The organism is Arthrobacter sp. TJ-236, from assembly GCF_058269235.1.
Window position 1 is genome coordinate 1,668,390 of the sequence record NZ_JBZCNI010000001.1, and the last position, 25,041, is coordinate 1,693,430.

26 protein-coding genes and 1 pseudogene are annotated in these 25,041 nt (G+C 69.6%); 11 read left to right on the forward strand and 16 right to left on the reverse strand.

What is annotated here, in order from left to right:
* Positions 1–144: 144 nt before the first annotated feature.
* On the forward strand, positions 145–1,227 hold the full coding sequence (locus tag AC4D16_RS07895; protein ID WP_490954529.1) for an NAD-dependent epimerase/dehydratase family protein: 1,083 nt from the start codon (positions 145–147) through the stop codon (positions 1,225–1,227).
* Positions 1,228–1,280: 53 nt separating this feature from the next.
* Here AC4D16_RS07895 and AC4D16_RS07900 read toward each other — a convergent pair whose 3' ends face one another.
* Positions 1,281–3,383 carry a sensor histidine kinase gene (locus AC4D16_RS07900; protein ID WP_490954530.1) on the reverse strand — a complete coding sequence of 701 codons (2,103 nt, stop codon included), beginning with the start codon at positions 3,381–3,383 and terminating at the stop codon, positions 1,281–1,283.
* 221 nt (positions 3,384–3,604) lie between these two features.
* A complete protein-coding gene (locus AC4D16_RS07905) occupies positions 3,605–4,204 on the reverse strand; it encodes a TetR/AcrR family transcriptional regulator (RefSeq protein ID WP_490947932.1) in 600 nt (199 codons plus the stop codon).
* A gap of 116 nt (positions 4,205–4,320) precedes the next feature.
* On the opposite strand from AC4D16_RS07905, the gene AC4D16_RS07910 reads away from it, so the two are divergent.
* Positions 4,321–5,268: an alpha/beta hydrolase family protein gene (locus AC4D16_RS07910; RefSeq protein ID WP_490954531.1), complete on the forward strand. Its 948-nt coding sequence runs from the start codon at positions 4,321–4,323 to the stop codon at positions 5,266–5,268.
* Between the two features lie 220 nt (positions 5,269–5,488).
* Here the strand turns inward: AC4D16_RS07910 and AC4D16_RS07915 are convergent, their stop codons facing one another.
* A complete protein-coding gene (locus tag AC4D16_RS07915; protein WP_490954688.1) occupies positions 5,489–6,532 on the reverse strand; it encodes an NAD(P)-dependent alcohol dehydrogenase in 1,044 nt (347 codons plus the stop codon).
* 224 nt (positions 6,533–6,756) lie between these two features.
* On the opposite strand from AC4D16_RS07915, the gene AC4D16_RS07920 reads away from it, so the two are divergent.
* A complete protein-coding gene (locus AC4D16_RS07920) occupies positions 6,757–8,127 on the forward strand; it encodes a dihydrolipoyl dehydrogenase family protein (RefSeq protein WP_490954532.1) in 1,371 nt (456 codons plus the stop codon).
* Here AC4D16_RS07920 and AC4D16_RS07925 read toward each other — a convergent pair.
* Together AC4D16_RS07925 and AC4D16_RS07930 are read right to left on the reverse strand one after the other, a co-directional pair.
* Positions 8,124–8,816 (reverse strand): GNAT family N-acetyltransferase, encoded by a 693-nt coding sequence (locus AC4D16_RS07925; protein WP_490954533.1) that lies wholly within the window; start codon positions 8,814–8,816, stop codon positions 8,124–8,126. The genes AC4D16_RS07920 and AC4D16_RS07925 overlap by 4 nt on opposite strands.
* An 84-nt stretch (positions 8,817–8,900) precedes the next feature.
* On the reverse strand, positions 8,901–9,890 hold the full coding sequence (locus AC4D16_RS07930; protein ID WP_490954534.1) for a bile acid:sodium symporter family protein: 990 nt from the start codon (positions 9,888–9,890) through the stop codon (positions 8,901–8,903).
* 100 nt (positions 9,891–9,990) lie between these two features.
* On the opposite strand from AC4D16_RS07930, the gene AC4D16_RS07935 reads away from it, so the two are divergent.
* Entirely contained in the window at positions 9,991–10,389 is a 399-nt protein-coding gene (locus AC4D16_RS07935) for a hypothetical protein (RefSeq protein ID WP_490954535.1), read from the forward strand.
* 93 nt (positions 10,390–10,482) lie between these two features.
* Positions 10,483–10,752 carry a DUF6480 family protein gene (locus tag AC4D16_RS07940; RefSeq protein ID WP_490947926.1) on the forward strand — a complete coding sequence of 90 codons (270 nt, stop codon included), beginning with the start codon at positions 10,483–10,485 and terminating at the stop codon, positions 10,750–10,752.
* 122 nt (positions 10,753–10,874) lie between these two features.
* Here the strand turns inward: AC4D16_RS07940 and AC4D16_RS07945 are convergent, their stop codons facing one another.
* From AC4D16_RS07945 to AC4D16_RS07960, 4 genes are all read right to left on the reverse strand, one after another.
* Complete coding sequence (locus AC4D16_RS07945; protein ID WP_490947925.1) at positions 10,875–11,198, reverse strand: PRC-barrel domain-containing protein; 324 nt, start codon at positions 11,196–11,198, stop codon at positions 10,875–10,877.
* Positions 11,199–11,277: 79 nt separating this feature from the next.
* Positions 11,278–12,339, reverse strand: coding sequence for an iron-siderophore ABC transporter substrate-binding protein (locus AC4D16_RS07950; protein ID WP_490954536.1), 1,062 nt, complete (start codon positions 12,337–12,339; stop codon positions 11,278–11,280).
* 114 nt (positions 12,340–12,453) lie between these two features.
* Positions 12,454–12,879 (reverse strand): ChaB family protein, encoded by a 426-nt coding sequence (locus AC4D16_RS07955; protein ID WP_490947923.1) that lies wholly within the window; start codon positions 12,877–12,879, stop codon positions 12,454–12,456.
* A 30-nt stretch (positions 12,880–12,909) separates the two neighbouring features.
* On the reverse strand, positions 12,910–14,766 hold the full coding sequence (locus tag AC4D16_RS07960; protein WP_490954537.1) for a gamma-glutamyltransferase family protein: 1,857 nt from the start codon (positions 14,764–14,766) through the stop codon (positions 12,910–12,912).
* Positions 14,767–14,978: 212 nt separating this feature from the next.
* Between AC4D16_RS07960 and AC4D16_RS07965 the strand changes: the two genes are divergently transcribed.
* Positions 14,979–16,178, forward strand: a complete 1,200-nt coding sequence (locus AC4D16_RS07965; protein ID WP_490954538.1) for a M14 family zinc carboxypeptidase — start codon at positions 14,979–14,981, stop codon at positions 16,176–16,178.
* An 87-nt stretch (positions 16,179–16,265) separates the two neighbouring features.
* Here AC4D16_RS07965 and AC4D16_RS07970 read toward each other — a convergent pair whose 3' ends face one another.
* Positions 16,266–16,919: an FMN-dependent NADH-azoreductase gene (locus AC4D16_RS07970; protein ID WP_490947920.1), complete on the reverse strand. Its 654-nt coding sequence runs from the start codon at positions 16,917–16,919 to the stop codon at positions 16,266–16,268.
* Between the two features lie 123 nt (positions 16,920–17,042).
* On the opposite strand from AC4D16_RS07970, the gene AC4D16_RS07975 reads away from it, so the two are divergent.
* Positions 17,043–17,486: a winged helix-turn-helix transcriptional regulator gene (locus AC4D16_RS07975; protein WP_490947919.1), complete on the forward strand. Its 444-nt coding sequence runs from the start codon at positions 17,043–17,045 to the stop codon at positions 17,484–17,486.
* 156 nt (positions 17,487–17,642) lie between these two features.
* Positions 17,643–18,074 (forward strand): NUDIX hydrolase, encoded by a 432-nt coding sequence (locus AC4D16_RS07980; RefSeq protein WP_490954539.1) that lies wholly within the window; start codon positions 17,643–17,645, stop codon positions 18,072–18,074.
* Positions 18,075–18,088: 14 nt separating this feature from the next.
* On the opposite strand, the gene AC4D16_RS07985 is transcribed toward AC4D16_RS07980, so the two are convergent.
* From AC4D16_RS07985 to AC4D16_RS08005, 5 genes and pseudogenes are all read right to left on the reverse strand, one after another.
* Positions 18,089–18,475, reverse strand: a complete 387-nt coding sequence (locus tag AC4D16_RS07985; protein ID WP_490947917.1) for a YchJ family protein — start codon at positions 18,473–18,475, stop codon at positions 18,089–18,091.
* 4 nt (positions 18,476–18,479) lie between these two features.
* Positions 18,480–19,502: an NADPH:quinone reductase gene (locus AC4D16_RS07990; RefSeq protein WP_490954540.1), complete on the reverse strand. Its 1,023-nt coding sequence runs from the start codon at positions 19,500–19,502 to the stop codon at positions 18,480–18,482.
* A 97-nt stretch (positions 19,503–19,599) separates the two neighbouring features.
* Positions 19,600–19,863 (reverse strand): annotated as a pseudogene (locus AC4D16_RS07995) (ATP-binding protein); the annotation flags it as partial.
* 156 nt (positions 19,864–20,019) lie between these two features.
* On the reverse strand, positions 20,020–20,868 hold the full coding sequence (locus AC4D16_RS08000) for a phosphatidylinositol-specific phospholipase C/glycerophosphodiester phosphodiesterase family protein (RefSeq protein WP_490954541.1): 849 nt from the start codon (positions 20,866–20,868) through the stop codon (positions 20,020–20,022).
* 128 nt (positions 20,869–20,996) lie between these two features.
* On the reverse strand, positions 20,997–21,980 hold the full coding sequence (locus tag AC4D16_RS08005; protein ID WP_490954542.1) for an ATP-grasp domain-containing protein: 984 nt from the start codon (positions 21,978–21,980) through the stop codon (positions 20,997–20,999).
* 460 nt (positions 21,981–22,440) lie between these two features.
* Between AC4D16_RS08005 and AC4D16_RS08010 the strand changes: the two genes are divergently transcribed.
* The 3 genes from AC4D16_RS08010 to AC4D16_RS08020 are packed head-to-tail and all read left to right on the forward strand — an operon-like array spanning position 22,441 to position 23,308.
* Positions 22,441–22,737, forward strand: coding sequence for a hypothetical protein (locus tag AC4D16_RS08010; RefSeq protein WP_490954543.1), 297 nt, complete (start codon positions 22,441–22,443; stop codon positions 22,735–22,737).
* Positions 22,734–23,117, forward strand: a complete 384-nt coding sequence (locus AC4D16_RS08015) for a hypothetical protein (RefSeq protein ID WP_490954544.1) — start codon at positions 22,734–22,736, stop codon at positions 23,115–23,117. Before AC4D16_RS08010 ends, AC4D16_RS08015 begins: the two co-directional genes overlap by 4 nt.
* Positions 23,114–23,308, forward strand: coding sequence for a hypothetical protein (locus AC4D16_RS08020; protein ID WP_490954545.1), 195 nt, complete (start codon positions 23,114–23,116; stop codon positions 23,306–23,308). Before AC4D16_RS08015 ends, AC4D16_RS08020 begins: the two co-directional genes overlap by 4 nt.
* 146 nt (positions 23,309–23,454) lie before the next feature.
* Here the strand turns inward: AC4D16_RS08020 and AC4D16_RS08025 are convergent, their stop codons facing one another.
* Positions 23,455–25,026 (reverse strand): AbgT family transporter, encoded by a 1,572-nt coding sequence (locus AC4D16_RS08025; RefSeq protein WP_490954546.1) that lies wholly within the window; start codon positions 25,024–25,026, stop codon positions 23,455–23,457.
* Between the last annotated feature and the right edge of the window lie 15 nt (positions 25,027–25,041).

The window sequence follows — 25,041 nt, forward strand, 5'->3', positions numbered from 1 at the left end:
CCTCCGGGTTCGGCCCCGGTCGGTCCCGAGGCGGCTGGCTGCGCTGTACGTCTGCTTCAACTGCACCATAAGCTTACTTAGTAGTCCAGTCCCGAATCGGTGCGTCCACGTGCCCTTCCCCGTTCCACGTCCAGGAGTAGAAGCATGCGCATTGCAGTCACCGGCGCCACCGGCAACGTCGGCACCGCCGTCCTCGCGCGGCTGAAGCGTGCCGCCGCCTCCAACGAGACAATCCAGCACTCCGGCCCCACTGCCCCAGGGAACGCCGGCATCATCTCCGTCACGGGGATCGTCCGCACCGTCCCTGATACCTCCGCGGAACCGTACGACGGCGTCGACTGGCATGCCGTCGACATCGGCACCGATGACGGCCGCGACGCCCTGACGCGTGCGTTCGAGGGGGTCGACGCCGTCGTGCACCTCGCGTGGGCCATCCAGCCCAACCGCGACGAGGCAGCGATGTACCGGACCAACGTGACCGGTACCGCGAACGTCCTCGCGGCGGCCGGCGCGGCCGGGGTGCGGCAGGTGGTGTGCGCCTCGTCGGTCGGGGCCTACTCTGCTGCCGACAAGGACACCCGCAAGGACGAGACCTGGCCCACGGAGGGCATCGCGTCCTCGCACTACAGCCGGCACAAGGCCGCGCAGGAGCGCCTGCTCGACACCTTCGAGCGGGAGTACCCGGAGATCCCGGTGGCACGGCTCCGCCCCGGGCTGATCTTCCAGGAGCAGGCCGGCAGCGAGATCGGCCGGTACTTCCTGGGGCCACTGGTACCGAAGATCCTGCTGGGCGGCGTGCCGCTGCCGATGGTCCCCATTCCGAAGGCTTTCGTGTTCCAGGCCGTGCACGCCGACGACGTCGCCGACGCCTACTGGCGGGTGATCGTGCACCGCGCGTCCGGCGCCTTCAACATCGCCGCCGAGCCGGAACTGAACCCCGAGCGCGTCGCCGACCTCCTCGGCGCGAGCAGGGTGATCGGCCTGCCGGTGCGCGTGCTGCGCTGGATCGTCGCCGGGAGCTGGGGCGCCGGTCTGCAGCGCACCGATCCGGGGTGGATCGACATGGCAGCCGGCAGCCCGGTCATGGACGTCACTCGCGCCCGTGCCGAGCTGGGCTGGGAGCCGCAGCGAACGTCCCGCGAAGCCATGGCAGAGGTGCTGGCCGGTCTCCGCAGCGGCAGCGGACGGAATGCCTCACCCAAGCTGTACCGGCGCTCGGACGGCTAGGCCACCGCATTCACGCGGCTGCGACGGCGTCCGTTCGGTCAGCGCGACGGCGGTCAGGCGCCGGCGGCCGCACCGGGCGCCGGGACCCGCACCTCCGCACACGCTGCGGGGCTGGGCTCCGCGGCCTTCACCAGCGGGATGCCCTCGGGCAACTGGTCAGGCGTCGCTGGCATGCTCGCGGTGAACACCGCTCCGCCCTCGGGCTGGTTCCGCACGCTGAGAACACCGCCGTGGCTCTCCACGATCCGCCGGCAGATCGCGAGGCCGAGACCCGTGCCCGAGGCCTGGCGCAGACCGTTCGCAGAGCGGTGGAACTCCTCGAAGACGAGTTCCAGGTCACCCTCGGGAACCCCGATCCCGTTGTCCGCGACACTCACCATGGTTCGGCCGGTGGACGCCTCCACGGAGGTGGTGATGCGCACCTCCGCGGCGCCGTCCTGACGCCCGTACTTCATGGCGTTGCCGATCAGATTCTCCAGGAGCTGCAGGAACAGGCGCTCGTCGGCATACACGGGCTGCGGTGCGTCGATGACGAACCGGACGTCCGGCAACTGCGTGCCGGGCAGGGCGGTCCGCACGTCCACGATGTTCGCCGCGAGGCGCGCGACGTCGAGCTCGGACGCCGTCAGCTTCTCCTCCTTGGCGAGGCTGTAGGCCAGCAGGTTCCGGATGAGGTTACGCATGCGTCGGCTCGCCTGCTGGAGTCGCTCGATGCTCGCGCGGCGCTCGGCCGCGGGCAGGTCGGGGTCCTCGAGCATCTCGAGCCAGCCGTCGAACACCGTGAGGGGCGTCAAAAGATCGTGCGCCACGACGGCGGCGAACCGGCTGAGGTCCTGCTGATGCATACGTTCTGCCGTGACGTTGTGCATCACCACGAGCGCGCCCTGACCGTCCGGAAGCGGCACGGCGTCCACCGTCAGGTGCATGACCTCGCCGTCCCGGTGCGTGAGGTCCACGTCCATGCGCTCGGTCGCGACACCCTGCAGCGCCAGCGTCAGGGGGTTCTCCGCGTCCTCCAGGGTTGAGCCGTCCGTCTTCGTGACCTCGTACTCACGAATCCGCTCCTCGCCCGGCTGGGCCTTGCCCAGCCACCGCTCGCTCGTAGCATTCTGGAACACGAGGCGCCGCCCGGGCCCGGCCACGAGGACGCCGTCGTTCATCTTACCGATCACGAGGTCACGGAGGTCCGCGGCGGCCTTGGCCTCGGCAGTGGCCCGGTACAGGCGGTCGATCAGGCGGCGTCGCTCGTCCATGCTCAGGGCGAGGACGGCGGAGAGGGAGAAGGCGATGAACATGAACGACTGCGCCACGTATGCCGCGGCGCCCGGCCCGAGATCCTGGAAAGGTCCGCGACCCTCCAGCGTGAAGAAGACCAGGAAGGCGCCGCTGACCAGTCCGTGCAGCATGGCCCACCCCGAGCGGAGGCGGAGCCCGGCCCACATGTGCGCAGGAATGGTGGCGTAGGCGACCGGAAGCGCCGAGGCGTTGGCGAAGGTTGCGACGTACAGGATGACGGAGACGACGGCGAGCATCGCGTACTCCGCACGCCGCGCGGGCGGCAGCGACGAAGGAATGTGTCCGGCAGCCCGGGGACGGATGCTCGAGGCGATCACGATGCCCAGTGATCCGAGTGCCGTGAGCGACACCGCGTGGCGCACGAGCCACGGGATGAAGGCGGCGAGGGGCTCGGGAGACCCGTTCAGGGCGCTGCCGACGACGATCACCAGGGCGCCGACCGCGCACGCCACGAGGGCGATGGAGCCCATACGGAGATAGTCCCCGACGGTCCGGACGTCGAGACCGGGCACGAAGCGGCGGAACAGGGCAACGGCGACGATTGTCTGGGCGACACTGCTGACGGCCACCGCCACGCCGAGCACGGGGCTGAGTCCCGTGATGAGGTTCACCGCGGCGAGGATGGGCAGGCTTGCCACGACCGAGACGGCGAGGTCCGCCCGCGAGCGCGACGCCCACAGCCCCCAGAGGAAGGAGATGCCCGCCGCGGGCCAGACCAACGCGAGACCGGAGGACTCGAGGTTGGTGCTCCGCCCGAGGGCGGCCGCAGCGACGAGGACCAGGCCGAAGAGGAGGTGCAGGGCCGCCGGCGGCAACGCCACAAACCGCCCCGCGATCGCCTGCATTCGCCCCTTGCTCATGCCACTACCTGTTCAGAAACGTGAATGTTCCCGCCGCCGGACCAGGACGAGCGGGTGCGAAGCCGGAAGACCGCCGCGTCAGACAGCCTAACGGCTGATGACCTGCCGCACGGGAGGACGTGACTCTGCTGCGAGCGCTTCGTCGCGACGATGCCACTTCGAAGGCGAGCCGTCGCATGACCGAGCCATCGCCGGGATGACCGACCGACCCCTGACCGAGGTCACCGATCAGCGGAGGCAAGGACGCCCGAGATGAGCAGTTGCACGAGGACATCGGCCTCGTACGCGCCGTCACCGGCCGCACCGATACAGAGGTTGCCGATCCCCTTCAGCACGTTGTACGCATCGACCGGCGGGTGCCCGTTCACTGGTTCGAGCGCCGCCCCGAGGAGCGAGGCGCACACCGGGACGAGGCGATCGACGAAGTAGGCGTGGAGAGCGTCGGACCCCGCGCTGTCCCCCTGCAGCGCGCCGGCCAATCCGTGCTTCGTGACCAGGAATTCCACGAACAGTGTCACCCAGGCACGTAATGCCACCTCGGGCGTGGCGCTCTCCGAGAGCAATCGCGGACCGGCGTCCGCGCAGGCCTCGACCTGGCGCCTGTACACCGCGACCACGAGCTCCGAACGCGTCGGGAAGTGACGGTAGATCGTTCCCGTGCCGACGCCGGCCTTCGCTGCGATCTCCCGCACCGGGGCGTCCACCCCGGAGGTCACGAACACCGCTGCAGCTGCGTCCAGGAGAGCCTGCTCGCTCTGACGTGGTCGACCGACCTGCTTGGCCGGCACACGCCGCGGCCGTTCATCGTGCGTGTCGATCACACCGCCCCCTGCTGAGCCGACCCCTGCTTGCATAACGGAACATTGTTCCGTTATGTTTCGGAACGACGCTCCGATACCCGCATCGTAAAGCGCGACCATTCGAAAGGAAAGCTGCCATGACGTCGTCACTCGTCGACACACTGGAGGGCATCATCGGTGCCGCCACCCCGGTCGTCTCCGTCGCCCCTCTCGGACTCTCCGCTCCGGGGCGATCGCTCCCGCTGCAGGTGCGCGTCTCCGTGCCTGCAACCGGTACGGATCTTCCTGTCGTGGTGTTCTCTCACGGCAACGGGTGGAACTTGGACGGGTACGCGCCCCTGACGGCGTTCTGGGCTTCCCGCGGGTTCGTCGTGATCCAGCCCACACACCTGGATTCACGCCGGAATGGCTTCGGATTCGACCATCCGGCGTTCCCGACGATCTGGACCGAGCGGATCGCTGATCTCACACGCATCCTCGACCAGTTGGATGCTGTCGAGGCCGCCGTCCCCGGGCTTGCCGGCCGGATCGATCCCAGCCGGGTCGCCGCCACCGGTCACTCCTGGGGCGGACAGACAGCTCAGGCCCTCCTCGGAGCGCGGATCTTGGACGATACGGGGCAGGTCGGCGAGGACATGACCGACAGTCGTGTCACCGCGGGCATCCTGTTCGCCGCAACCGGTGTGGCCGGTGATGACCTGCACCCGTTCGCGCAGGCGAACTTCCCCTTCATGCGCCCCTCGTTCCAGGAACTGACCGCCCCGACACTCGTTGTTGCCGGTGACCGTGACCAGTCGAAGATGTCCAGCCGCGGACCCGACTGGTTCACCGACGCCTATACGTACAGCCCCGGCGCCACCGACCTCCTCACGCTCCACGGAGCCGAGCACGCTCTTGGCGGGATCGTCGGATACGACGTTGCCGAGACCACCGACGAGCATCCGGAGCGCGTCGCTGTCATCCAGCGAATGAGCACCGCCTTCCTCCGGACGGCCCTGCAGGGTGAACGGAACAGCTGGCCCGCTGCCCGTGCCGCCTTCAGGGACAGCGCCGGTCCGATGGGCCGCGTCGACAGCAAGCACTAGGCGCTGGTCGGTGCACTCCTCGCCGACGCTTCCCACGTGAACACGACGTCAGGGCGGAACATCCATGCAGCCGAAGCGCTTCCTGCCCGGTGACCTCGTCGCCGACCACGTGGAGTCCGGCGTCTGCACCCGTGATACCGGAGCGGTTGGCGTCCCGGACGGGACGCACCAGGGGCGGGGCACTCAGTGCCCCGCCCCTGGTAATTCCGCCGACGACGCGTCAGGCGAGGCTGGCGGTGTCGATCACGAAGCGGTAGCGCACGTCCGAGGACAGCACGCGCTCGTAGGCCTCGTTGACGGCGTCGGCCGTGATGACCTCGACCTCCGGGGCGATCCCGTGCTCGGCGCAGAAGTCCAGCATCTCCTGGGTCTCACGGATCCCGCCGATGCCCGAGCCCGCGAAGGACCGGCGCTGGTTGAAGAGCGTGAAGACGTGCAGCGGCAGGGCGTCCGCCGGCGCACCCACGTTCACCATGGTGCCGTTGAGCCGCAGCATCGAGAGATACGCGTCGAGGTCGATCTTCGCGCTCACGGTGTTGATGATGAGGTCGAAGGTCGTGGAGAGCTTCTCGAAGGTCTCGGGATCGCTCGTGGCGTAGTAGCCCGTGGCGCCGAAACGCTTGCCGTCCTCCTGCTTGCTCAGGCTCTGCGAGAGCACGGTGACCTCGGCACCCATGGCGTGCGCGATCTTCACGGCCATGTGGCCGAGCCCGCCGAGCCCCACGACGGCGACCTTCTTGCCCGGCCCTGCGTTCCAGTGGTTCAGCGGGGAGTAGGTGGTGATGCCGGCGCAGAGCAGGGGTGCGGCCGCCTCGTAGGGGATGGCCTCGGGCACCTTCAGCACGAAGTGCTCGTCCACCACCACGTGCGTGGAGTAGCCACCCTGGGTGATGGTCCCGTCGCGGTCCTTCGCGCCATAGGTGCCGACGTTGCCCTCGAGGCAGTACTGTTCCTCGCCGGCGGTGCAGTTCTCGCACTCGCGGCAGGAGTTCACCATGCAGCCCACACCCACGCGGTCCCCGACGGCGTGGGTGGAGACCTCGGAGCCGACCTCGTCGACGACGCCGACGATCTCGTGACCGACGGTCAGCGGGTACTGCTGCGGGCCCCACTCGCCGCGGACGGTGTGAATGTCGGAGTGGCAGATGCCCGCGTAGGCGATGGAGATCAGGACGTCCTTCGGCCCCACCTCGCGACGTTCGATGGTGGTGGGGACGAGGGGTTCGGTGGCTGACGGCGCGGCGTAGGCGTTGACGGTTGTGATGGCGTTCCTCCTGGAAGGTTCGGGAGCGGCGGGCGGGCGTGCTCGCCGTGGGTCTCCCTCGCGGTACTCGCTCCTCCCACGGTAGGTCCTGCCGGCGCTTCCTGCAGAACCGGTACCTCCTGCAGACCATCATGCGCTCCGCGAACACCACTGTGCCGATTGTGGCTCCCCACCCCCGCGATGGAGGATGGGAGGGCAGCTCCCATCCTCGACAGGAGACCACCATGGAGTACTCGTACGACGTCCTCGTGATCGGCGGAGGACCCGCCGGCATGGCCGCCGCGACTCGCGCAGCAGAACTCGGAGCCCGCACCGCCGTCGTGGAGCGCTCCGCCCTCGGCGGCACGTGCGTCAACTCGGGCTGCGTGCCCACGCGCGTGCTCGCGAAGACCGCGCGGCTGTTCCGCGAGGTACGCACCGCCTACGACTACGGGATCGTGGTGACCGAGCCGTCCGTGGACTGGGACAAGACGGTGCAGCGCGTACGGGCGACCGTCGCCCGGGTGCTCGACGCCAAGGGCTACGGCGCCACCATGAAGCGGCTCTCGATCGAGCTCCTCGAGGGCGATGCGACCCTCACCGGCCAGCACTCCGTCGTGGTCGACGGCCGCGAGGTCACGGCGGCGTCGATCATCCTGTGCATCGGTGGCAGCGGACGCCGCCTGCCCATCGAGGGCGCCGAGCACGCCGTCCTCCCCCACGAGGTCCTGGGACTCGAGAGCCTGCCGGGCAGCGTCGCGATCATCGGCGGCGGCCACACCGGCGCCCAGATGACCACCATCTTCGACGCGCTCGGCTCCGAGGTGCTGCTCCTCGACCTCGCGCCGCGCATCCTCATGACGGAGGACGACGACGTCGCGGCGGCCGTCACCGCGAGCTTCACCGGCAAGGGCGTGCAGGTGGAGACCGCGATCGGCGGGATCGACAGCATCGTCAAGGGCGAGGACGGCCTCACCCTGACCTGGAAGCGCGACGACGCGCAGCACTCCCGCGTGGTGGACGCCGTCATCATGGCCGCGGGCTGGCCCGCGAACCTCGGCGGCCTCGGGCTCGACGCGGCCGGCGTGGAGACCGCCCGCTCGTTCATCCCCGTGGACGAGTACCTCCGCTCCAACGTGCCCCACATCTACGTGGCGGGCGACGCCAACGGCAGCAGCATGCTCGTGCAGGCCGCCGTGTTCGAGGGCGAGACCGCCGCGGAGAACGCCGTGCTCGGCGCCACCCGCACCACACCGCACCACCTTCTGCCCGAGGGCGGCTTCACCGATCCCGACTACGCCGGCGTGGGCCTGACCGAGGCGAAGGCACGTGAGCGCGACGCCGAGTGTCACGCGGTGACCGTGCCCTACGCCGTCGTCGAGCGCCCCATCATCGACGACCGCGAGCAGGGCTTCCTGAAGCTCGTGATCGACCGGCGGCGTGAACTCATCCTCGGCGCCCACGCCGTGGGCGAGAACGCCGTCGAGGTGGTCACCGCCGTGGCGTCGGCGATGGCCGCGGGTACGGACCTTGCCACGCTGGCGCGCGTGAAGTTCGCGTACCCCACCTACAGCGCCGTGATCGGTCACGCCGCGAGGGCCGGGCTCCGGCACTAGCGCGGCACGCGCGCCAGGATCCGGTACTGCGGGTTCTGCTCGAGGAACGCCCTGGCCGCGGGGCACCCGGGGATCACCCCGAGGCGCCGCTTGTGCGCATGGAGCATGGCTTGCCGCAGGAGGATCGGCGTGAGGCCCCGGCCCTCGAAGCCGGGCGACTCCACGAGCGCTCGCAGCGTGAGCCGACCGTCCACGAGGGAGTACCTGAGGTAGGCGGCCAGTGAGCCGTCGAGGAACAGCTCGAAACGGGAGCCGAAGGCGGAGTTCTTGAACACCTGGCGCCGCGTCTCGGCGGTGCTGTGTGTTCGCGCCTGCGCGGCGCGCGCCTCGATCTCCTCGACGGCGGCGGCGTAACGCTCACCGGCGTCGAACGGAGGCCGCTCGGCGTCGAGCAGCAGGAACATCCGGTTGGCGAGGACGCGCAACTCGGACGTCGTGACGTCGGTGAGGTCCAGGGTGGCCAGTGCCGTGCGCATCCATTCCGCTTCGCGCTCCCGCTTCGTGGGAGGTGCTGGGACGAGGATGTGCTCGTTGCCCGCGGGACCGCCCGTGAGCTGGTCCTGCTCGCTGGGCTGGTCCAGATCGCTGGGCTGGTCCTGCTCGCTGGGCTGGTCCGGATCGCTGATCAGGGAGGGGGTGCAGACGGCAGACGGGTCGAGCATGTCCGGCAGGGTCGAAGGTTCTGTCATAGAAGATCCGATGATGGTCAGGTGCCGCAGCCCGCTGCTGGACCGTGGCGTGACAGACACTAGCTGCCACCACCCCCAGAAAACTCAGGAGTGTGCCGGGTGCGACCCCGTCCGAGCGGCACGCCGGGCGTCCTGGCGGCGCCAGATCGCGGCCATGACGGCCCCCGAGACGTTGTGCCACACGGAGAAGATGGCCCCGGGCAGCGCCGCTTCCGGGGTCAGGTACGTCCGCGCCAGACCCGCCGCGAGGCCCGAGTTCTGCATGCCCACCTCGATGGCCGTGGTCCTCCGGGCGGTCAGCGGCAGCCGGAAGAGCCTCGCGGCGCCGTACCCCAGCGCGTACCCGAGACCGTTGTGGAGCACCACTGCAATAAGGACGAGGAATCCTGCCGAGGCGATGACCGCGGCGCTGCCGGAGACCACTGCGATCACCACCACGGTGATGGCGGCGACGGAGATCCACGGGAGGGCCGGAAGCAGGCGCTCGACCACGCGGGGGAGGAACAGGCGCACGAGGAGGCCCACGATCACCGGGATGAGCACGATCTGCAGGATCGTCCCGCCGATCGCGGCGGCGTCCACCGGCATGTACTGCCCGGCGAGCCACAGGGTCAGCAGCGGTGTGAGGAAGGGGGCGAGCAGCGTGGAGACCGAGGTCATCGCCACGGAGAGCGCCACGTCACCGCGCGCCAGGTAGGAGACGACGTTCGACGCCGTCCCGCCCGGGCAGCAGCCCACGAGGATCACGCCGGCCGCGAGCGCGGGTGGGAGCCCCAGGGCCAGCGAGATGGCCCAGCCCAGCAGCGGCATGATGAGGTACTGCGCCACCACACCGATCACCACGGGCACCGGGCGCCGCCCGATCACTGCGAAATCCACCGGGGTGAGCGTCAGTCCCATGCCGAACATGATCACGCCGAGGAGAGGATTGACGAGCGGCCCGAGACCCGTGAAGGTCGACGGCGTGAGCACCGCCACGAGGCCGCCGGCCAGGATGAGGAGGGGGAAGAGGGTCACCGCGATCCGCGCGCTGCGGTCCTCGGCCGTGCTGGGAGCGGTGCTCGTGGGATCCATGGGTCAAAGGAATACCACGGACCGCCCGCACCTGCTTTGCTACAGTGACTTCCACCGAAAGGCAAGGCTACTTACCAACGGACCGACGGCAGGGATCACGATGGCGAAGCCCGACAAGAAGTTCACCGCGACCGAGGAATCGACGAGCAAGCATCCGCACGACTGGGGCCGCGCCATGGCTGTCGCCATCTGCCGCCTGACCGACATGGCGCGCGAGGCGGGCGACCCCGTGCACGACGAGGCGCTCATCGGGGAGGACCTCCACCTGTTCGTCGCCGACACCGAGCACGGTGTGTCCATCACGATGTCCTGGACCCCGAGCGAGCGTCAGGCAGCGGAAACTCCCGCTCTGACAGCGGGAACGGACGACGGCGGCCCGGACGGCGGCGTCGGCAGCGCCGCGGGAGGCACCAGCGACGGCGGCGAGGAGTCCCCGCACAGTACTGCGGATCAGCGGTTCGACCCGACCGGTAACAGCACGGCCGGTCTGGGTCAGTAGCACCGGACGCGCCCGCCGTCGAGCGCTAAGCAGGCTTATGATTCCCGGGGTAGGCTGACAGGAGGAACACCCGCCGACCCCGTGGAGGACAGCATGAGTGAGCGCAAGAACCCGGATCCCTCGAACGCCGGCAACCCCGACCCGGAGCAGATGAACCTCACGGGCCTCGAGCCCGGTGGCGGAGTACCCCCGGGAGAGACGCCCCCGGGCGAGGCGAGCACCACCTGGCAGCAGCCCACCATCGAGGACAAGCCGCAGTCGAAGGGCATCACGGGCCTCTGGCTCGGGCTGATCGGCATCGTCGTCCTGCTGGTCCTGGTCTTCATCATCGGCAACATCGTGGGGATCGTCGACATCGGCTGACGCCACCGGCAGCAACCGACACCCGCTGCCACCGGCTCGTACCGAGCACCTCGCACCACGCGAAAGCCCCTCTCCACTGTCGGAGAGGGGCTTTCGTCGTACCGGTGGTGTCGCGGGAGGCGTTACGCCTCCGCGCCGTCACGCAGCTTGTAGTAGTCGATCAGGGCGGATTCCTCCTCGGCCGAGAGTTCGTACGAACTCGCGGGCTTCGGGGCGTCCGTGATCTCCTTCCGGGTCCATGCCACGTGGAGGTCGTCGCCCTCGAAGCGCGAGTCGGCCAGCGGGATGTAGTGCTTCCGGGAGTTCAGCAGCCCGAGGGAGACGGTCACCCACGCGGGGATCCCCGATTCCTTCTCGAGGTGCACGTCGTTGACGACGCCGAGCTTCTTGCCCTTGCTGTCCCACGCCGTCGCGGCCTGGAGCTTGGTGATTTCGGCCTGAGCCATGGAGCTTCCCTTCGAGAGTCGGTTCGCGACCATTCCAGCCGAGATCGGTCGCGAGGGCAATCCGCGCCCCCGCGCGGGGTCACGCCTTGTCGGCGGCCTCGCCGAGCAGCGGCAGGAATCTGTCGAGGGCCCAGACCAGGCTGAGCGGGTTCGCCGCCGAGATGGAGAGGGTCAGCGTGTTGTCGCTGTCCGCCACGAGCGCACCGCTCTGCACGGCGGGGATCTGTCCGAGGAGGGGGTCGGTGCCGATCGCGGCCGCGGTGTCCGCATCGGGTACCCAGGTCACGAAGACGTCGGAATCGAGCTCGTTGGCGCGCTCGGCCGACCACGGGATGAAGAACTCCTCGGAGCCCGTGGTGGCGTCGGTGACGACGTCGGCCTGCACCATGCCGAGCTCGGTGAGGAACTTGGGCCGGTTGTCGTTCGCGGTGTAGACACTCACGCCGTCGGCCGTGCCGGGTTCAAGGTTGCCGTAGATGAAGCTCTTGCCCTCGAGCTGCGGGTACTCGGCCGCTGCCTCGGAGATGGCGGTCTCCGTCTCCGTCACGAGCTCCTCCGCCGCGTCGCTGAGACCGAGCGCCTCACCGATGATCCGCGTGGAGTCCTGCCAGGCGGTTCCGTAGGCGAGTTCGGGGTACGCGATCACGGGCGCGATCTTGCTGAGGGTGTCGTAGTCCTCCTGCGAGATGCCGGAGTAGGCGGCGAGGATCACGTCGGGGTTGGTGGCGGCGATGTCCTGGAAGGCGATGCCATCCGTCTCCGAGTACTGCACCGGCGCATCCTCGCTGCCGATCTCCGCGCCGAGCTCCTCGAGCTTGGCATCCTTCCACGGGGTGGACTGGTTCTCGTTGCCGCCGTAGGAATCGGCGGGCATCCCGACGGGCACGACGCCGAGGGCCAGGGACACGTCCGCATTCACCCAGGAGACGGTCGCCACGCGCTCGGGCTTCTCCTCGAGGGTCGTCTCGCCGAACGCGTGCTCGATCGTGACGGGGAAGGCACCGGCGTCCGCAGTTGCACTGCTCCCGCCGGTGCTGGTTCCGGAGGTGCCACTGTCGGCGGGACCGGTGGAGCAGGCGGAGAGGGAGAGGACGGCGACGGCGGCGACGGCGATCAGGCCGCGAAGGCGCGAGGGGGCCATGTGGTTCCTTGACTTCTGGGACCTCTCGATGAGGCCTCGGGACGGGGTAGAAGTAAGGCTAGCCTAAGCGCCGAGCAATTACGAAATGCTTTCGTTGCGTAATGCGTCAGGGTGTTACTGCTCCCTGGCCCTCCGCGTCTCGCGGTCGTTGGCCTTCTGCAGGGCCTCCACCAACTCGTCCTTCGACATCGAGGAGCGTCCCTTCACGTCCAGCTTCTTCGCGAGGTCGTACAGGTGCTGCTTCGTGGCGTTGGCGTCCACCCCACCGGCCGTCGGCCGGGCCTCGGCGCTGCTGCCCGCGGCCTGATCGTCCGAGGGACCCTTCTCCGCCTTCGGTTCCCAGTGGTCCCCCACCTTCTCGAACCCGTGCTTCAGGGAGGCGAACGCCGTGCGCCTGGCACGTTCGCCGTCGCCGCCGTACTGCTCCTCGGCGGCGTCGAGCGTCGCGGCAAAGGTGTCCTGCGCCTTCCGGTCCGATCTCTGCAGCGTGCTCGGCAGCGTCTCCGGCTTGACCTTGCCGTCCTTCGTGAATCGCGCCATGGTGCGTCCTCCTGCGTCGTCGTGGTCGTCCTAGCCGGCCGGTATGACGACGGCGCTCGCCGTGTCGTTCCGGGGCTCGGCCGCCGCTTCGGCGGAGAGCCCGTCCGGGGCGATCTCGAGCATGCTCGCGGTTCCGAAGACCCCCTGGCCCACGGCGATCCTATGTCCCCGCGCGGTCAGCCCGTCCACCGTTGCCTGGGGGGCGGAACCCTCGACATCGAGCACGTTGTTCGCTGCGTACGGGAAGGTGGACGCCGGGAAGGCCGTGCTCACGTAGCGCGGCCGCGCGATCGCCTCGGCTGGGGAGAGCCCGAAGTCCACGACCCCCATGAACTGCTGCAGCTGCCCCTGCGGCTGGGTGTCCACCCCGGTGTTGCCGCCCAGCAGGTACGGGCGGCCGTCACGCAGGGCCATGTACGGGTTGGAGGTGTGGCGCACGGTGGCACCCGGCGCCACCACGTTCACGTTGCCCTCCTCCAGCGACATGAACTTCATGCGCTCGTTGATGTGGATGCCGGTGTCCCCGACCACGAGGAAGTGCCCGCCGATGCTCGTGGTGACGGCGGCCGCGTTCCCCGCGGCGTCCGTGATCTGGAAGGTCGTGGTGTCCGATGCCGTGCGCTCCAGGCCGCTGCTGATGGGCCACGCGGCCGCAACACCCGGATCGATCCGCTGACGCTGGGCCGCCGCGTACTCCTCGGAGAGCAGCTGGTCCACGGGCACCGGGGTCCTCTCGGGGTCGCCGACCAGCGCGAAGCGGTCCGCGTAGGCGAGTTTCGTCGCCTCGACCTGCGTGTGCACGACGGCGGGATCGTCCGGTGACAGGCCCTCGAAGGTGTCACCCCTGAGGATGCTGAGCGCCTCCAGCATGGCGATGCCCTGGCTGTTCGGCGGGTTCTGGAAGACAGTGACGTCCTCGGTGTACGCGAGGGAGATCGGCTCGACGATCTCGGCCGAGTACTGCGCGAAGTCCTCACGCGTGAGGTACCCGCCGTTCGCGTCGGAGTACGCCACGATCGATTCCGCGATCGGACCGCGGTAGAAGTGGTCCCGTGCTGCCTGGACGGCGGCGTCACGCCCGCTCGGCAGGGCGGCGTCGTACGCGGCGGCGAGGCCCTCGAAGGTGGCCGCCATCTCCGGCTGGACGATGGTGCTGCCGGTCGCCGCGAGCGCGCCGTTGCGCACGTACAGTGCGCTGAGCGCGGGGTCGGCGCGGATCTGGGCCTCGTGCACGCCGAACCAGTAGGTCATCTCGGTACTGACCGGGTACCCGGTGCGCGCGGCGTCGATGGCCGGGGCGAGGATCACGCCGAGGTCCAGCGTGCCGTACTCCTGCAGCCACAGCATCCAGCCGTCCCACGCGCCGGGCAGGATCGCCTGGTGCATGCCGGGCGCCCCCGCACGGCCCGCGTAGTCGGCGAGGGTGGTCCGGCTGCCCGTGGGGCCCACACCGTTGACACTCGTGACCGCGCCGGTGCCCGCTTCGTAGTAGAGGCCCCAGGTGTCGCCGCCCAGCGCGCTCGAGTAGAACGGCTCGACCACGCTGAGGACGGCGGCGACGGCGAGCGCGGCGTCCGCCGCAGTGCCGCCCGCGGCCAGGATCTGCGCCCCGGCGTCGGTGGCGCGCGTGTTCGACGAGACGACGGCCTGGACCTGGGCGGGTGCGGCAGGGGTCGGCGCGGCGTCGGCGGGCGGCGTCGTCGGTACCTGGGTCGGTTCCGGGGTGGGGCTCGGTGTCGCCTCAGCCGCCGAGGACGAGGCGGTGGGTTCGGACACGGCCGTCTGCTCCCCCGCGCCGGAGACCCGGTTGACGATCAGCACCACCGCGCCGATCAGCAGCAGGACGGCGACGGTGACGGCAGCGACGAGGGGGAACGAGCGGCGCATGGGGGCCTCCTTTTCGACAGATGGTAGAACACGCAGATGAGACCCGCGCCGTGCTGGACCCGACGGCCGGACCGCCGCCGGATGCTCAGCACCCTGTGCACGCGGTGGCGGGCCGGGTACGGTGAACCACACCAGCCATTGGGCACCGCCAACCGCAGGGGATGCGGACCGGCGCCCGGCCGCCATCACCTACGCGCCAATGGAGGACATCCGTGATTCGCAGCAGCACCGACCGCCCCACCACCCGTACCCGCCGCTCCACCCGGTCGAGGTCCCTCGCCCTCGGCCTCACCACCCTGCTGGCACTGCCGCTCCTCACGTCGGGACCGGCGCAGGCCAAGGGCAACTTCCCGTCGCCCAACGGCACCACCAGCATCGCGAGCATTCTCACCTACGCGGACACCGTCAAGGAGCTCGAGAAGATCGAGCAGAACTCCCGGTACGGCGTGGACGTCTTCACGCTCGCCGAGGCGGGCACCACGGTGAACACGAGTGAGCAGGGCCGTGACCTCTACGTCGCGACGGTGGGCGACGGGCCGCAGGACGTCTGGGTGCAGGGCCGCATCCACGGCAACGAGCCCTACGGCGCCGAATCCATCCTGAGCCTGCTCAAGGACCTCGGGACCAACGGCTCCCCGGAGTACGACGAGATCCGCGACGCCTTCACCATCCACTTCATCCCCATGTACAACCCGGACGGCAGCGAGCTGAACATCCGCCAGACCGTCCTCTGGGACAGCGCGGCGAACGCTCCCCGCACGGACGCGAACGGCCAGAACCTGATCGTGGACCTCAACCGCGACTGGGTGACGGGCAAGTTCCAGGCACGCGAGTCACTCGCCTTCTACGAGTACTGGACCAAGGTGGACCCGGCCTACGGCATCGACATCCACCACCAGGGCCTCAAGCAGCAGTACGGGACGGGCGACGACGTCACGCTCTCCCTCGGGATCTCGCTCGCGCCGGGCGGGCCCACGCTGCCCACCCTGCAGGGTGGCGCGTACGACGTCCTCACCCGCCAGATGCACGGCTACGTGTACGAGGAACTGAAGGGCGCCGGCTACATCACCATGGACCGGTACCAGGTGGGCGGCAGCCTCGAGATCGACATCAAGGGCGGCGTCGTCTCCGCGATGATGCTCGGACTGAACCACCAGAACCTCAACCCCGAGGGGCATTCCAACCCGGTGGTGTTCTTCGAGACCTCCGGCAACACGAGTGACGGTTCGCTCGGCCAGAAGGCCCGCGGCAAGAGCATCCAGCAGAACATCGTGGCCATGCGCACGCTGCTGAGCGGCCTGGCGAACGGCGAGGTGCAGCAGACGGATCCCGCGGTGTGGGAGGAGATCCCGCACGCCCCGGTCACGGGCTACAGCACGGACTACGCGGGCACCCTTCCCGTCACGCCGTAGCACCAGTGCGGCTCACACAGCGAACGACGACGGCGCCCCCGCGGTGAGCGGAGGCGCCGTCGTCGTTCACCCTCGGGCGCCCAACGCTCAGCCGACCCGTTGCAGGCGAGCGAGCCCGCGTCCGTGCTGGGTGGCCTGATCCTCGGCACGGAGCTTCAGTTCGTCGGCCAGCTCGGTGAACTGGTCGAGGGCGGGGTTTACGCCGACGAGCGTGAACTCGCGGGTCACCACGTCGAGGTCCAGCTGCCAGACGTCCTCGAGGATGCGCCGCATCCAGGAGGTGGCGTGGTCCCAGCCCTCCTTCGGTGTGCCGGCGGAGTAGTTACCTCCTTGTACCGTCACCAGCACGGCAGGTGTGCCCGCCGTCGCGGGAACTGCGCCCGGGGCCATGCGTGGATCGGTGAGAACCATGTCGACGTAGGACTTGAAGTGCTGGGAGACGCCGAAGTTGTACAGCGGCACGGCGAACAGCATCGCGTCGGCGGCCACGAGCTCGTCGGTCAACTCGCGTGCCAGGGCAACAGCTGCCTTCTGACCGGGTGTCCGGCCGGTGTCGGGCGTCATCGACGCGCCCACGGCCTCCGCCCATGCTGTCGCGGGGACGGGTTCGGTTCCGACATGACGTCGGGTGATCACCGAGTCGGGGTGAGCGGCGCTCCACTCACCCTCGACGATGTCGCCCAGCGCGCGGCTCGTGGAACCCTCGGTGCGGATACTGGCATCAAGACGGAACAGGGACATGACACTCCTCTAGTGATCGCGGGTCGTCGACCCGCTTACAGTTACGATCGGTAACTCAACCCGGCAGGCCCCCGTTACCGCAAACGACCCCCTGTTACGCAGGAGTAACTCAGAGGAGTGCCGATGACGCAGCAGACGAGTATCAATGCCCTCCAGGCTCGGCTGATCGAGTCCATGCCGACGATGGCCGACCTGTGTACGAGCGACGACCCGGACCTGTTCCGATCACTGCTCTCCCGCATCGGCGACAAGTGGACCCTGCTGGTGATCGGTGTCCTCGGCGAGGAACGGAAGAGGTTCACCGAACTCTCCGAGATCATCCCCGGCATCTCGCGCCGCATGCTCACGGTGACCCTGCGTTCACTCGAACGCGACGGCCTCGTCTCCCGGACGGTCTACCCGGAGGTGCCGCCGCGGGTCGAGTACGAACTCACCGCTCTCGGGCGCTCGCTCCAGAGCGTGGTGCTGACACTCGGGGACTGGGTGAGCGAGCACCAGCACACTGTGAGGAACAACCGACACTCGTTCGACAGCGACAAGCGCGGAGTAGACGGTGCCGGCGATTGAGTGCGGACGCGGCATCTTTCACCGGCAGCAAAAGGTCAACGCTCGATCTCTTCGTCGCTCGAACCGAGCGCGACCTGCAGCACCGATGCACGTCAGCTCCCGGGCGACCTGACAGCGAGCTACGGACGGACGAAACCGTTTGCTTACACTCATGGCATGAGCAGCGCCGGAGGCATCGAGGGATGCCAGATAATCCTCGTCAATCCTGACGGCGCCGTCCTCCTGCAGCTTCGCGATGACAAGCCCACCATCGCGTTTCCGAACATGTGGGCCATCCCCGGCGGCATGCTCGAACCGGGAGAATCAGCCAGGGCGTGCATCCAACGCGAAGTCCAGGAAGAACTCGGAATCGTGCTGCCGGCGGATTCGATTCACTTCCTCACAAGGACCTGGCGATCGTACGGGGTGGAGAACACCTTCACCGCACCCTTAGGAGTGGACCTGGACGATCTCACGTTGACCGAGGGCCAACGCATCGCCTGGTTCTCCGAGTCGCACGTGGGAGCGATGCATCTTGCCTACGAGGACAACGCAGTACTGGCGGAGTACTTCTCACATCACGCAACCATGGGTCATGCGAACTCCTGAGAACCTCTGCACCCCTAGCTCCAGCGCGCGTCACCGTCGACGTACAGCCAGCGCCCGCCCTCCCGGGTGAACCGGCTGCGCTCCTCCAGCAGCCCCGCCTTCCCACCGCTGCGGAACGACGCCCGGTACTCCACGAACCCTGCATCGTCCGACGGACCGCCGAGGGTCGAGTCGACGATCTGCAGGCGCCGCCACTCCACGTCCCCGTCGAGATCCACGCCGTCCGGTCGGGTCGACGGATGCCAGGAGTCGAGCAGGTACTGCTCGAGCCCGAGGGCGAAGGCGGAGTACCTCGACCGCATGAGGGCGAGCGCCGTCGCCGCGGCGCCACCCCGGTGGAGCGGTGCGCAGCACTCCTCGTACGGCGCGGCGGACCCGCAGGGGCAGGTGTCGGCGGGCATGGGATCAGGCGGTCTCGTCGGCCACGCGGACGAGGACCTTGCCCACGGCCCCGCTCTCCACGGCGTCATGGGCGGCGCCGGTCTCCTCGAGCGGGAACCAGGTGAGGGGAAGCCCGGCATCCTCCCCGACGGGCAGCGCGCCGTCCCGCAGGGCGGCGGTGATGTCCTCCGCCGCCGCGTCGAGCGCCTCCTGCCCCACGGTGTAGAGCAGCAGGCCCTGCCACCGGACGTTCTTCACGAAGCTCGCGATGATCGGAGCGGAGAAGTCGTCCCCGCCGTTGTTCGCGTAGTAGGCGATGCTGCCGTGGTTGGCGATCACCGCCACGTCGAGCGCCGCGTTCTGCGCGGGAGACACCTCGACGACGTGATCCACGCCGTCGGGCGCGGCCTCACCGATGCGATCCGCGAGCGCGTCGTCGGGATAGCGCAGCACGTGGTGTGCCCCCGCAGACCGGGCGAGCTCGGCCTTCGCGTCGCTGCTGACCGTGGCGATGACGGTCGCCCCGGCCCAGACGCCGAGCTGGATCGCCGCATGGCCCACCGCCCCGGCGCCGCCCTGCACGAGCACCACACGCCCCGCGAGGGCACCGGGCGCGAGGCGGGAGGGGCCGTGTTCGTGGACGGTCAGCGCACGGTGCGCCGTCATGGCGGGCACGCCCAGGCTCGCCGCGAGAGCGACGTCGACGCCGTCCGGCAGGCCGACCGCACGCTCGGCGGGCACCACGGCGAACTCCTGAGCCGTTCCGGTGGGTCGACCGTGAGCCGCCAGGTACAGCCAGACGCGGTCACCGATCCGGTGACCCGTGACGCCGTCGCCCACGGCGTCGATGACGCCTGCGCCGTCCTGGTTCGGTACCACCTCGGGGAACGGGACGTCCCCGCCGGCGCGGGCCTTCCAGTCCGTGGGGTTCACCCCGGAGGTGACCACACGGACCCGCACCTCCCCCGGACCCGGTTCCGTCACCTCGCGTTCGACGACGGAGAGGACGGACGAGGGGCCTGTGGAGGAATAGACGATTGACTTCATGGCTGACGGAACCACCGAGGCCGGACCGGCATTCCCGCCGCGCGGGGTCCGGGCGGGTGCCCGCGAGCGGATGACCCGACGGCGGGAGCGACGCCGCTCAGCCCGTGGGGAGGCTCACCCGGAACTCGGTGCGGCCGGGCTCGCTCTCCACGACGACGCCGCCTCCGTTCGCCTCGACGAGCGCCTGCACGATCGCCAGGCCCAGACCGGTGCTGCCGGTACTCGTGGTCCTCGCGGTGTCCCCGCGGCGGAAGCGTGTGAAGACCGCTCCGAGCAGAGCGGGGTCGATCCCCGGGCCGTCATCCACCACCGTGATCCGCACCGAGCCCTCCGTGCGCCGCAGCGTCGTGATGATCGAGGTACCGGGCGGGGTGTCGGTGTGTGGCGATTCTTTCGCCCAGCTGTGCGTACGCTGTGCGGCCCGGCCACCGGGCGCGGGATCCGTCCGGGCACGACGACGGCGCCCCTGCTCGTCCGCGGAGGCGCCGTCGTCGTTCGTGGTTCGGTGGTCGCTGCGTCAGCCGCGCGCGGCGAGGAACGCCTCGAGGGCCGGCAGGTCGTCGGTGTTGATGTGGTCCACACCGGCATCGGCGAGCTCGGTCCAGACCGCCTCGCGGGCGGGGCCCGGGAGGTCCGGCGTCTCCCAGAAGCGGACGCGAGAGCCCTGCTCGTGCGCCGCTGCCACGTAGGCCTCGAGCTTCGCGCGCTCGGCAACGGGCATCTCGCCGATCCCGCGCCACGTGAACAGCTGGGTCCAGTTGTTGCTGATCAGCGGCATGAGCGACGACGGCAGCGCGCCTCCGAGGTCCGTCGCCCGGCCGTCGTAGAAGCTGAGGCGCTGGCGGTCCGCGGCCATGGTCGCGAGCGGGCGGTTCCCGCTGATGACCACGCTCACCGCGCCCTGCTTGACCTTGCCGTTGCTGTAGCGCGTGAGCATGCTGCGGTGCTCCTCGAGTTCGGCCTCGATGGCCGCCCACGTCTGCTCGGCGTCTCCCTTGATGTCCACGAGGAGCTGGAACTCGCCGTTCCAGCCCGGGTACACCCCGCTCGCGCGGCCCTGGACGAGCTCGTCCAGCGGGTCGAGGTACAGGCTCTCCAGGGTCACCCCGGGCGTCACCTCGTCGAGATCGTGCGCCACGAGGAGCTCGCCGTCCACGAGCCAGACGTCCGCCTCCACGCTCGTGAAGCCGCTCGCCAGGGCGTCGTACAGCGGGCGGTCGTGCTCGTAGTCGTTGTGGGCGTGGGCGGCGGCGTGCGGTGTTCCGAGCACGACGTCGTCGCGCGCGGGCGCGGCGGACGCGGGCAGTGCGGCCGTGGTGGCGAGGGTCGCGCCGGCGAGGAGCACGGCGAGCGGGCGGAGCTTCATGGGTGGGGCCTTTCCTTGGGGGACGTCCCGTCCACCGTAGGAAGCCGAGGTGATCAGCAGACTGCCTGCGGGCGACCCACCGGTGAACGGCGCGTCCCGGCCGACTCCGCCTCCGCGCCGCTCCCCCCTCAGCCGAGGGTCTTGAGGTACCTGACCAGCTCCCGCGGCGCCGACACCGGCGCCACTGCCTCGACCGCCGCGTTGTAGTTCGTGTTGGTGTTGACGTCGTACGTGAGGATCCGGCCGTCCGCCGTCTCGATGAACTCGATCCCGCACACCTCGAGGTCGTTCCGACGCGCGAACTCCTCGAAGCGCGCGATCACCGGGTGGTCGAACCCTTCGCGGAGGCTGAAGAGCTGCTGGTCCGGCTCGGGCTCGATCGTCGCCCCGGGCGGCATGATCGGCTTGCCCGTCTCGGGATCGATGGCACACGCGTCCGCGGGGCAGAGCTGGAACCCTCCGCGCGCGGTATCGGCCTTGATGGCGTAGACGAACGTGCCGCCCACGATCTCCGCCCTGGTGATGAACGGCTCGGCCGCCTGGATGTAGTCCTGTACGAGGGTTATGCCGTCCTGCGGCTCCTCGAATTCGTCCGACGCCACGTACGCGGCGAGTTCCTCGTGGGTGTCGAACTTCCGCACGCCGAGGCCCTTGCCGCCCTGGTTGTGCTTCAGGATCAGCGGCAGGTCGAAGCCCTGCGCGGCCTCGAGGATACGATCCCGGCCGATCGCGGCCACGGTGCGCGGGGTGTCGATCCCTGCCGCCCTGAGCGCCGTCAGCTGGTCCACCTTGCTCATCTCGAGCTCGAGGACCCGGCGTCCATTGACCGTCCGCCGCCCGTGCGCCTCGAGCCAGGAGAGCACGGACCGGGCGTAGTCCTTGGACAGGCCGTGGTCGCGGGTGTGCGCCGAGGCACTGATGCGTGACCAGAAGATGCCTTCCGGCGGCACGGCATCGAGGTCCAGCACGCCGTCGGTCAACAACCACTCCACCACCTCGACGCCCTCGGCCTCGAAGGCTTGCGCGAACGGCGGGAACCACTCGGGGTTCTCGTGCAGGGCGTAGACCGTGGTCACGGTGGGGTCCTTCCGATCGGTGGGTGTTTCCCGCATAACCTGCGTGGTCAGGCCCCTATTCCGGCGTCCGGCCGGCGCGGCGCCCGGTGAGCCGTTGCGCGGTGGCGCTCAGCCGGGCGCCGCTACCCGGTGAGCCGTTGGGCGGTGGGGCGCACAGCCGGTGGACCGTCCCACTCTGCAGCATCGACGCGTGGGCTGGTGAGCACATGCCCACGGTGGGAGGCGTCACTGTGGGATCGTCCGCACCGCGGGCGCCTCCGCGGATCGCCACCGCGCCCGGACATCCCCGTTCCTCCCAGTGCACGGCTCGTTCCTGAGGGATGAACGCGGTATTCCCTACTCAAGCACCCGTGGAGTGGGAGGAAGCGGACCTGGCGAGGTCTTGTCCAGCGGCACGGGGCAGCCTGAGGACCGCGGGCGTCTATCCGCGGCCCGCACTGGTGGCTAGAGTCGCGGTAGCCACCACGGAGCGGCCACGGGCAGGAACGGGGGACGGATGCGCACGAGCCCACAGCGGAGGTGGAGCGGGGGCCTGCTTCTCGCGGGTGTCAGCTGCGCGCTTGTGGGAGTGGCGCTCGTGGTCGCTGCCCTGACCGCTCCGTCGGGGAGCTTCGGCTGGTTCGCCTACGCCCCGCTCTCCGAGACGACCTTCGTGCCCGGTGACGGACGACCGGCCGCCGTCGACCTCTTCGGGTACGGGCTTGCCGTGGTAGGCCTCGTGATCCTCGCCTGGTCGCTCGGCCGCGGACGGCATCCGCGCGGTGCGTTGCTGCCGCACCTCCCCACCATGTGACGCTCGTGCTCGGCGGGCTCGCCGCGGCGGCGACCCTCGCCGTCCTCGCTGGTGGCGCCACGCTGCTGGCCTCTCCGCCGGGCTTCGACGCCCTTCCCGTGCGACCCGCGCCCGGTCGGGAGCTCAGCGTCGCCTACAGCTCGGACCTCACCATCACCCTCGATGACCCCTACGGACCTACGATGACGCCAGGTCTCCTGCTGCTGGTCGGTGGCCTGTGCCTCTGCGCCGCCGTGACGGGATGGCGGACGGGCCACCCCGGAGCGACCGGGCGCGGCCTTCCCGGGCACGGACGACCCGACGAATTGGGCGGGCCGGGCGGGCCGGGCGGGCCGGGCGGGCCGGGCGGGCCGGGTGCACCGGCGGGTACGGACGCATGACCGTCCACCCGCGGATCGTGACCCTCGCCGGGCTCACGTGCGTCGTCGTCGGACTGACCGTCGCGCTGCTGGGCGACGACCGGGGCACAGGCGCATCGACGGCAATCGGCTGGTCGCTGCTGATGGCGGGCATCGCCGCGGGCGCATGCGTCATCGGCTTTGCCCTCGGGGCCCGACGCCGGAAGCCGTAGCTCCCGCCGCGCGCGCGGAGTCGCCCTCGAAATAGCCCTCGAATAGCCCGGGAAGAAGACCCGGCAACGGCCCCGTGCGAACGGCGACGGCCGCCCGAGGGAACGCGGCGACGGGTACCCGGCAACAGCCCCCGCGCCACCGCCGCCTACTGCGGGATGAAGATCCCGTTGCCCGGCCCCAGCGGCAGATCGAGGTAGAAGAACACCGTCAGGATGGCCACCCAGGCGAGCCAGAACGGCACCACGAAGGGCAGCATCCGCGCCATCAGCGTGCCGAGGCCGGCCTCGGGCTCGTACTTCCGCAGCATGGTCAGCAGCACGATCATGTAGGGGTTGAGCGGGGTGATCACCTGCGTGGCGGAATCACCCACGCGGAAAGCGCCCTGGATGAAGGCGGGCTCGTACCCCAGCAGCGCGAACAGCGGCACGAACACCGAGGCCATCAGCGTCCACATCGAGGACCCTGAGACGATGAACAAGTTGAGGACGGACGCCAGGAGGATGAACGCCATGATCGCCGGGTACCCGGTCAGTCCGATCGCCTGAAGGCCCGAGGCTCCCGCCACCGCGATCCAGGACCCGATGCCGGACCAGTTGAACAGCGCGATGAACTGGCCGAGGATGAACGCGAGCACCAGGAAGCCCGCCATGTCCTTGATGGCCTCGCCCATGACGCGCGGCACGTCGCGCCCCGTGGTGATGGTCCCGACGATCCGCCCGTAGACCAGCCCGGGGATGGTGAAGAGCAGGAACACGATGAACACGATCGAGCTGAGCAGCGGCGAACGCGGCAGGAAGCCGCCGGTCTCGTTCCGCCACGGCGACTCGGGCACGATGACGGCCACCAGGATCACGAGGGCGACGATCGCACCGACGATCATCGACCACTTCAGGCCCCGGGCTTCGACGGGCTCGAGCTCGGCCGTGAGGATCACGGGCGCGGAGGCTTGCTCACCGTCCTCGACGATCTCGTCCACGGGCACCTTCTGGCGGTCGAGGCGCGGTTCCAGCACCTTGTCGATGATGAAGCCCGCGATGAGGATCAGGACCACCGAGGACGCGATGTTGAAGTAGTAGTTCGAGAGCGGCGTCACGGGCGAGCCGGGGTTGGGCAGGTTCTCGGTGACCGCCGTCGTGATCCCGGCGAACAGGGCGTCGAGGCTTGTGACGAGCAGGTTGGTGGAGTAGCCGGCTCCGGCCGCCGCGAAGCCGCCGAGGAGCCCTGCGACCGGATGGCGTCCGGCCGCCTTGAACACGAGGGCGGCCAGCGGCGGGATGATCACGAACGCGGAGTCCGACATCACGGACCCGACCACGCCCACGAACCCGACGGCGTAGGGCAGCGCCCACCGCGGGGCGGATCCGAAGACCCGCCGGATCAGCGCGCCGAGCAGGCCGGACTTCTCAGCCACCCCGACCGCCAGGAGGATGGGCAGCACCGTGGCGAGCGGCGGGAAGCCGAGGTAGTTGGCGCCGATGTTCTGCGTCAGCCAGGTCATGCCCTCACCCGTGAACAGGCCCTTGATGACGGTCGCCTCCTCGGCTCCGGGCACCTGCACGGTGACGTTCGCGAGCGCCATGAAGGTGGTGACGACGGCCGTGATCCCGAACAGGATGAGGAAGAGCATGAAGGGATCGGGCAGCTTGTTGCCCACCCGTTCCACGCCGGTGAGGAAGCGGTCCGTCAGGCCGGGGCGGGCTGCTGCGGTGGATGACATGTGTTCTCCTTGGCT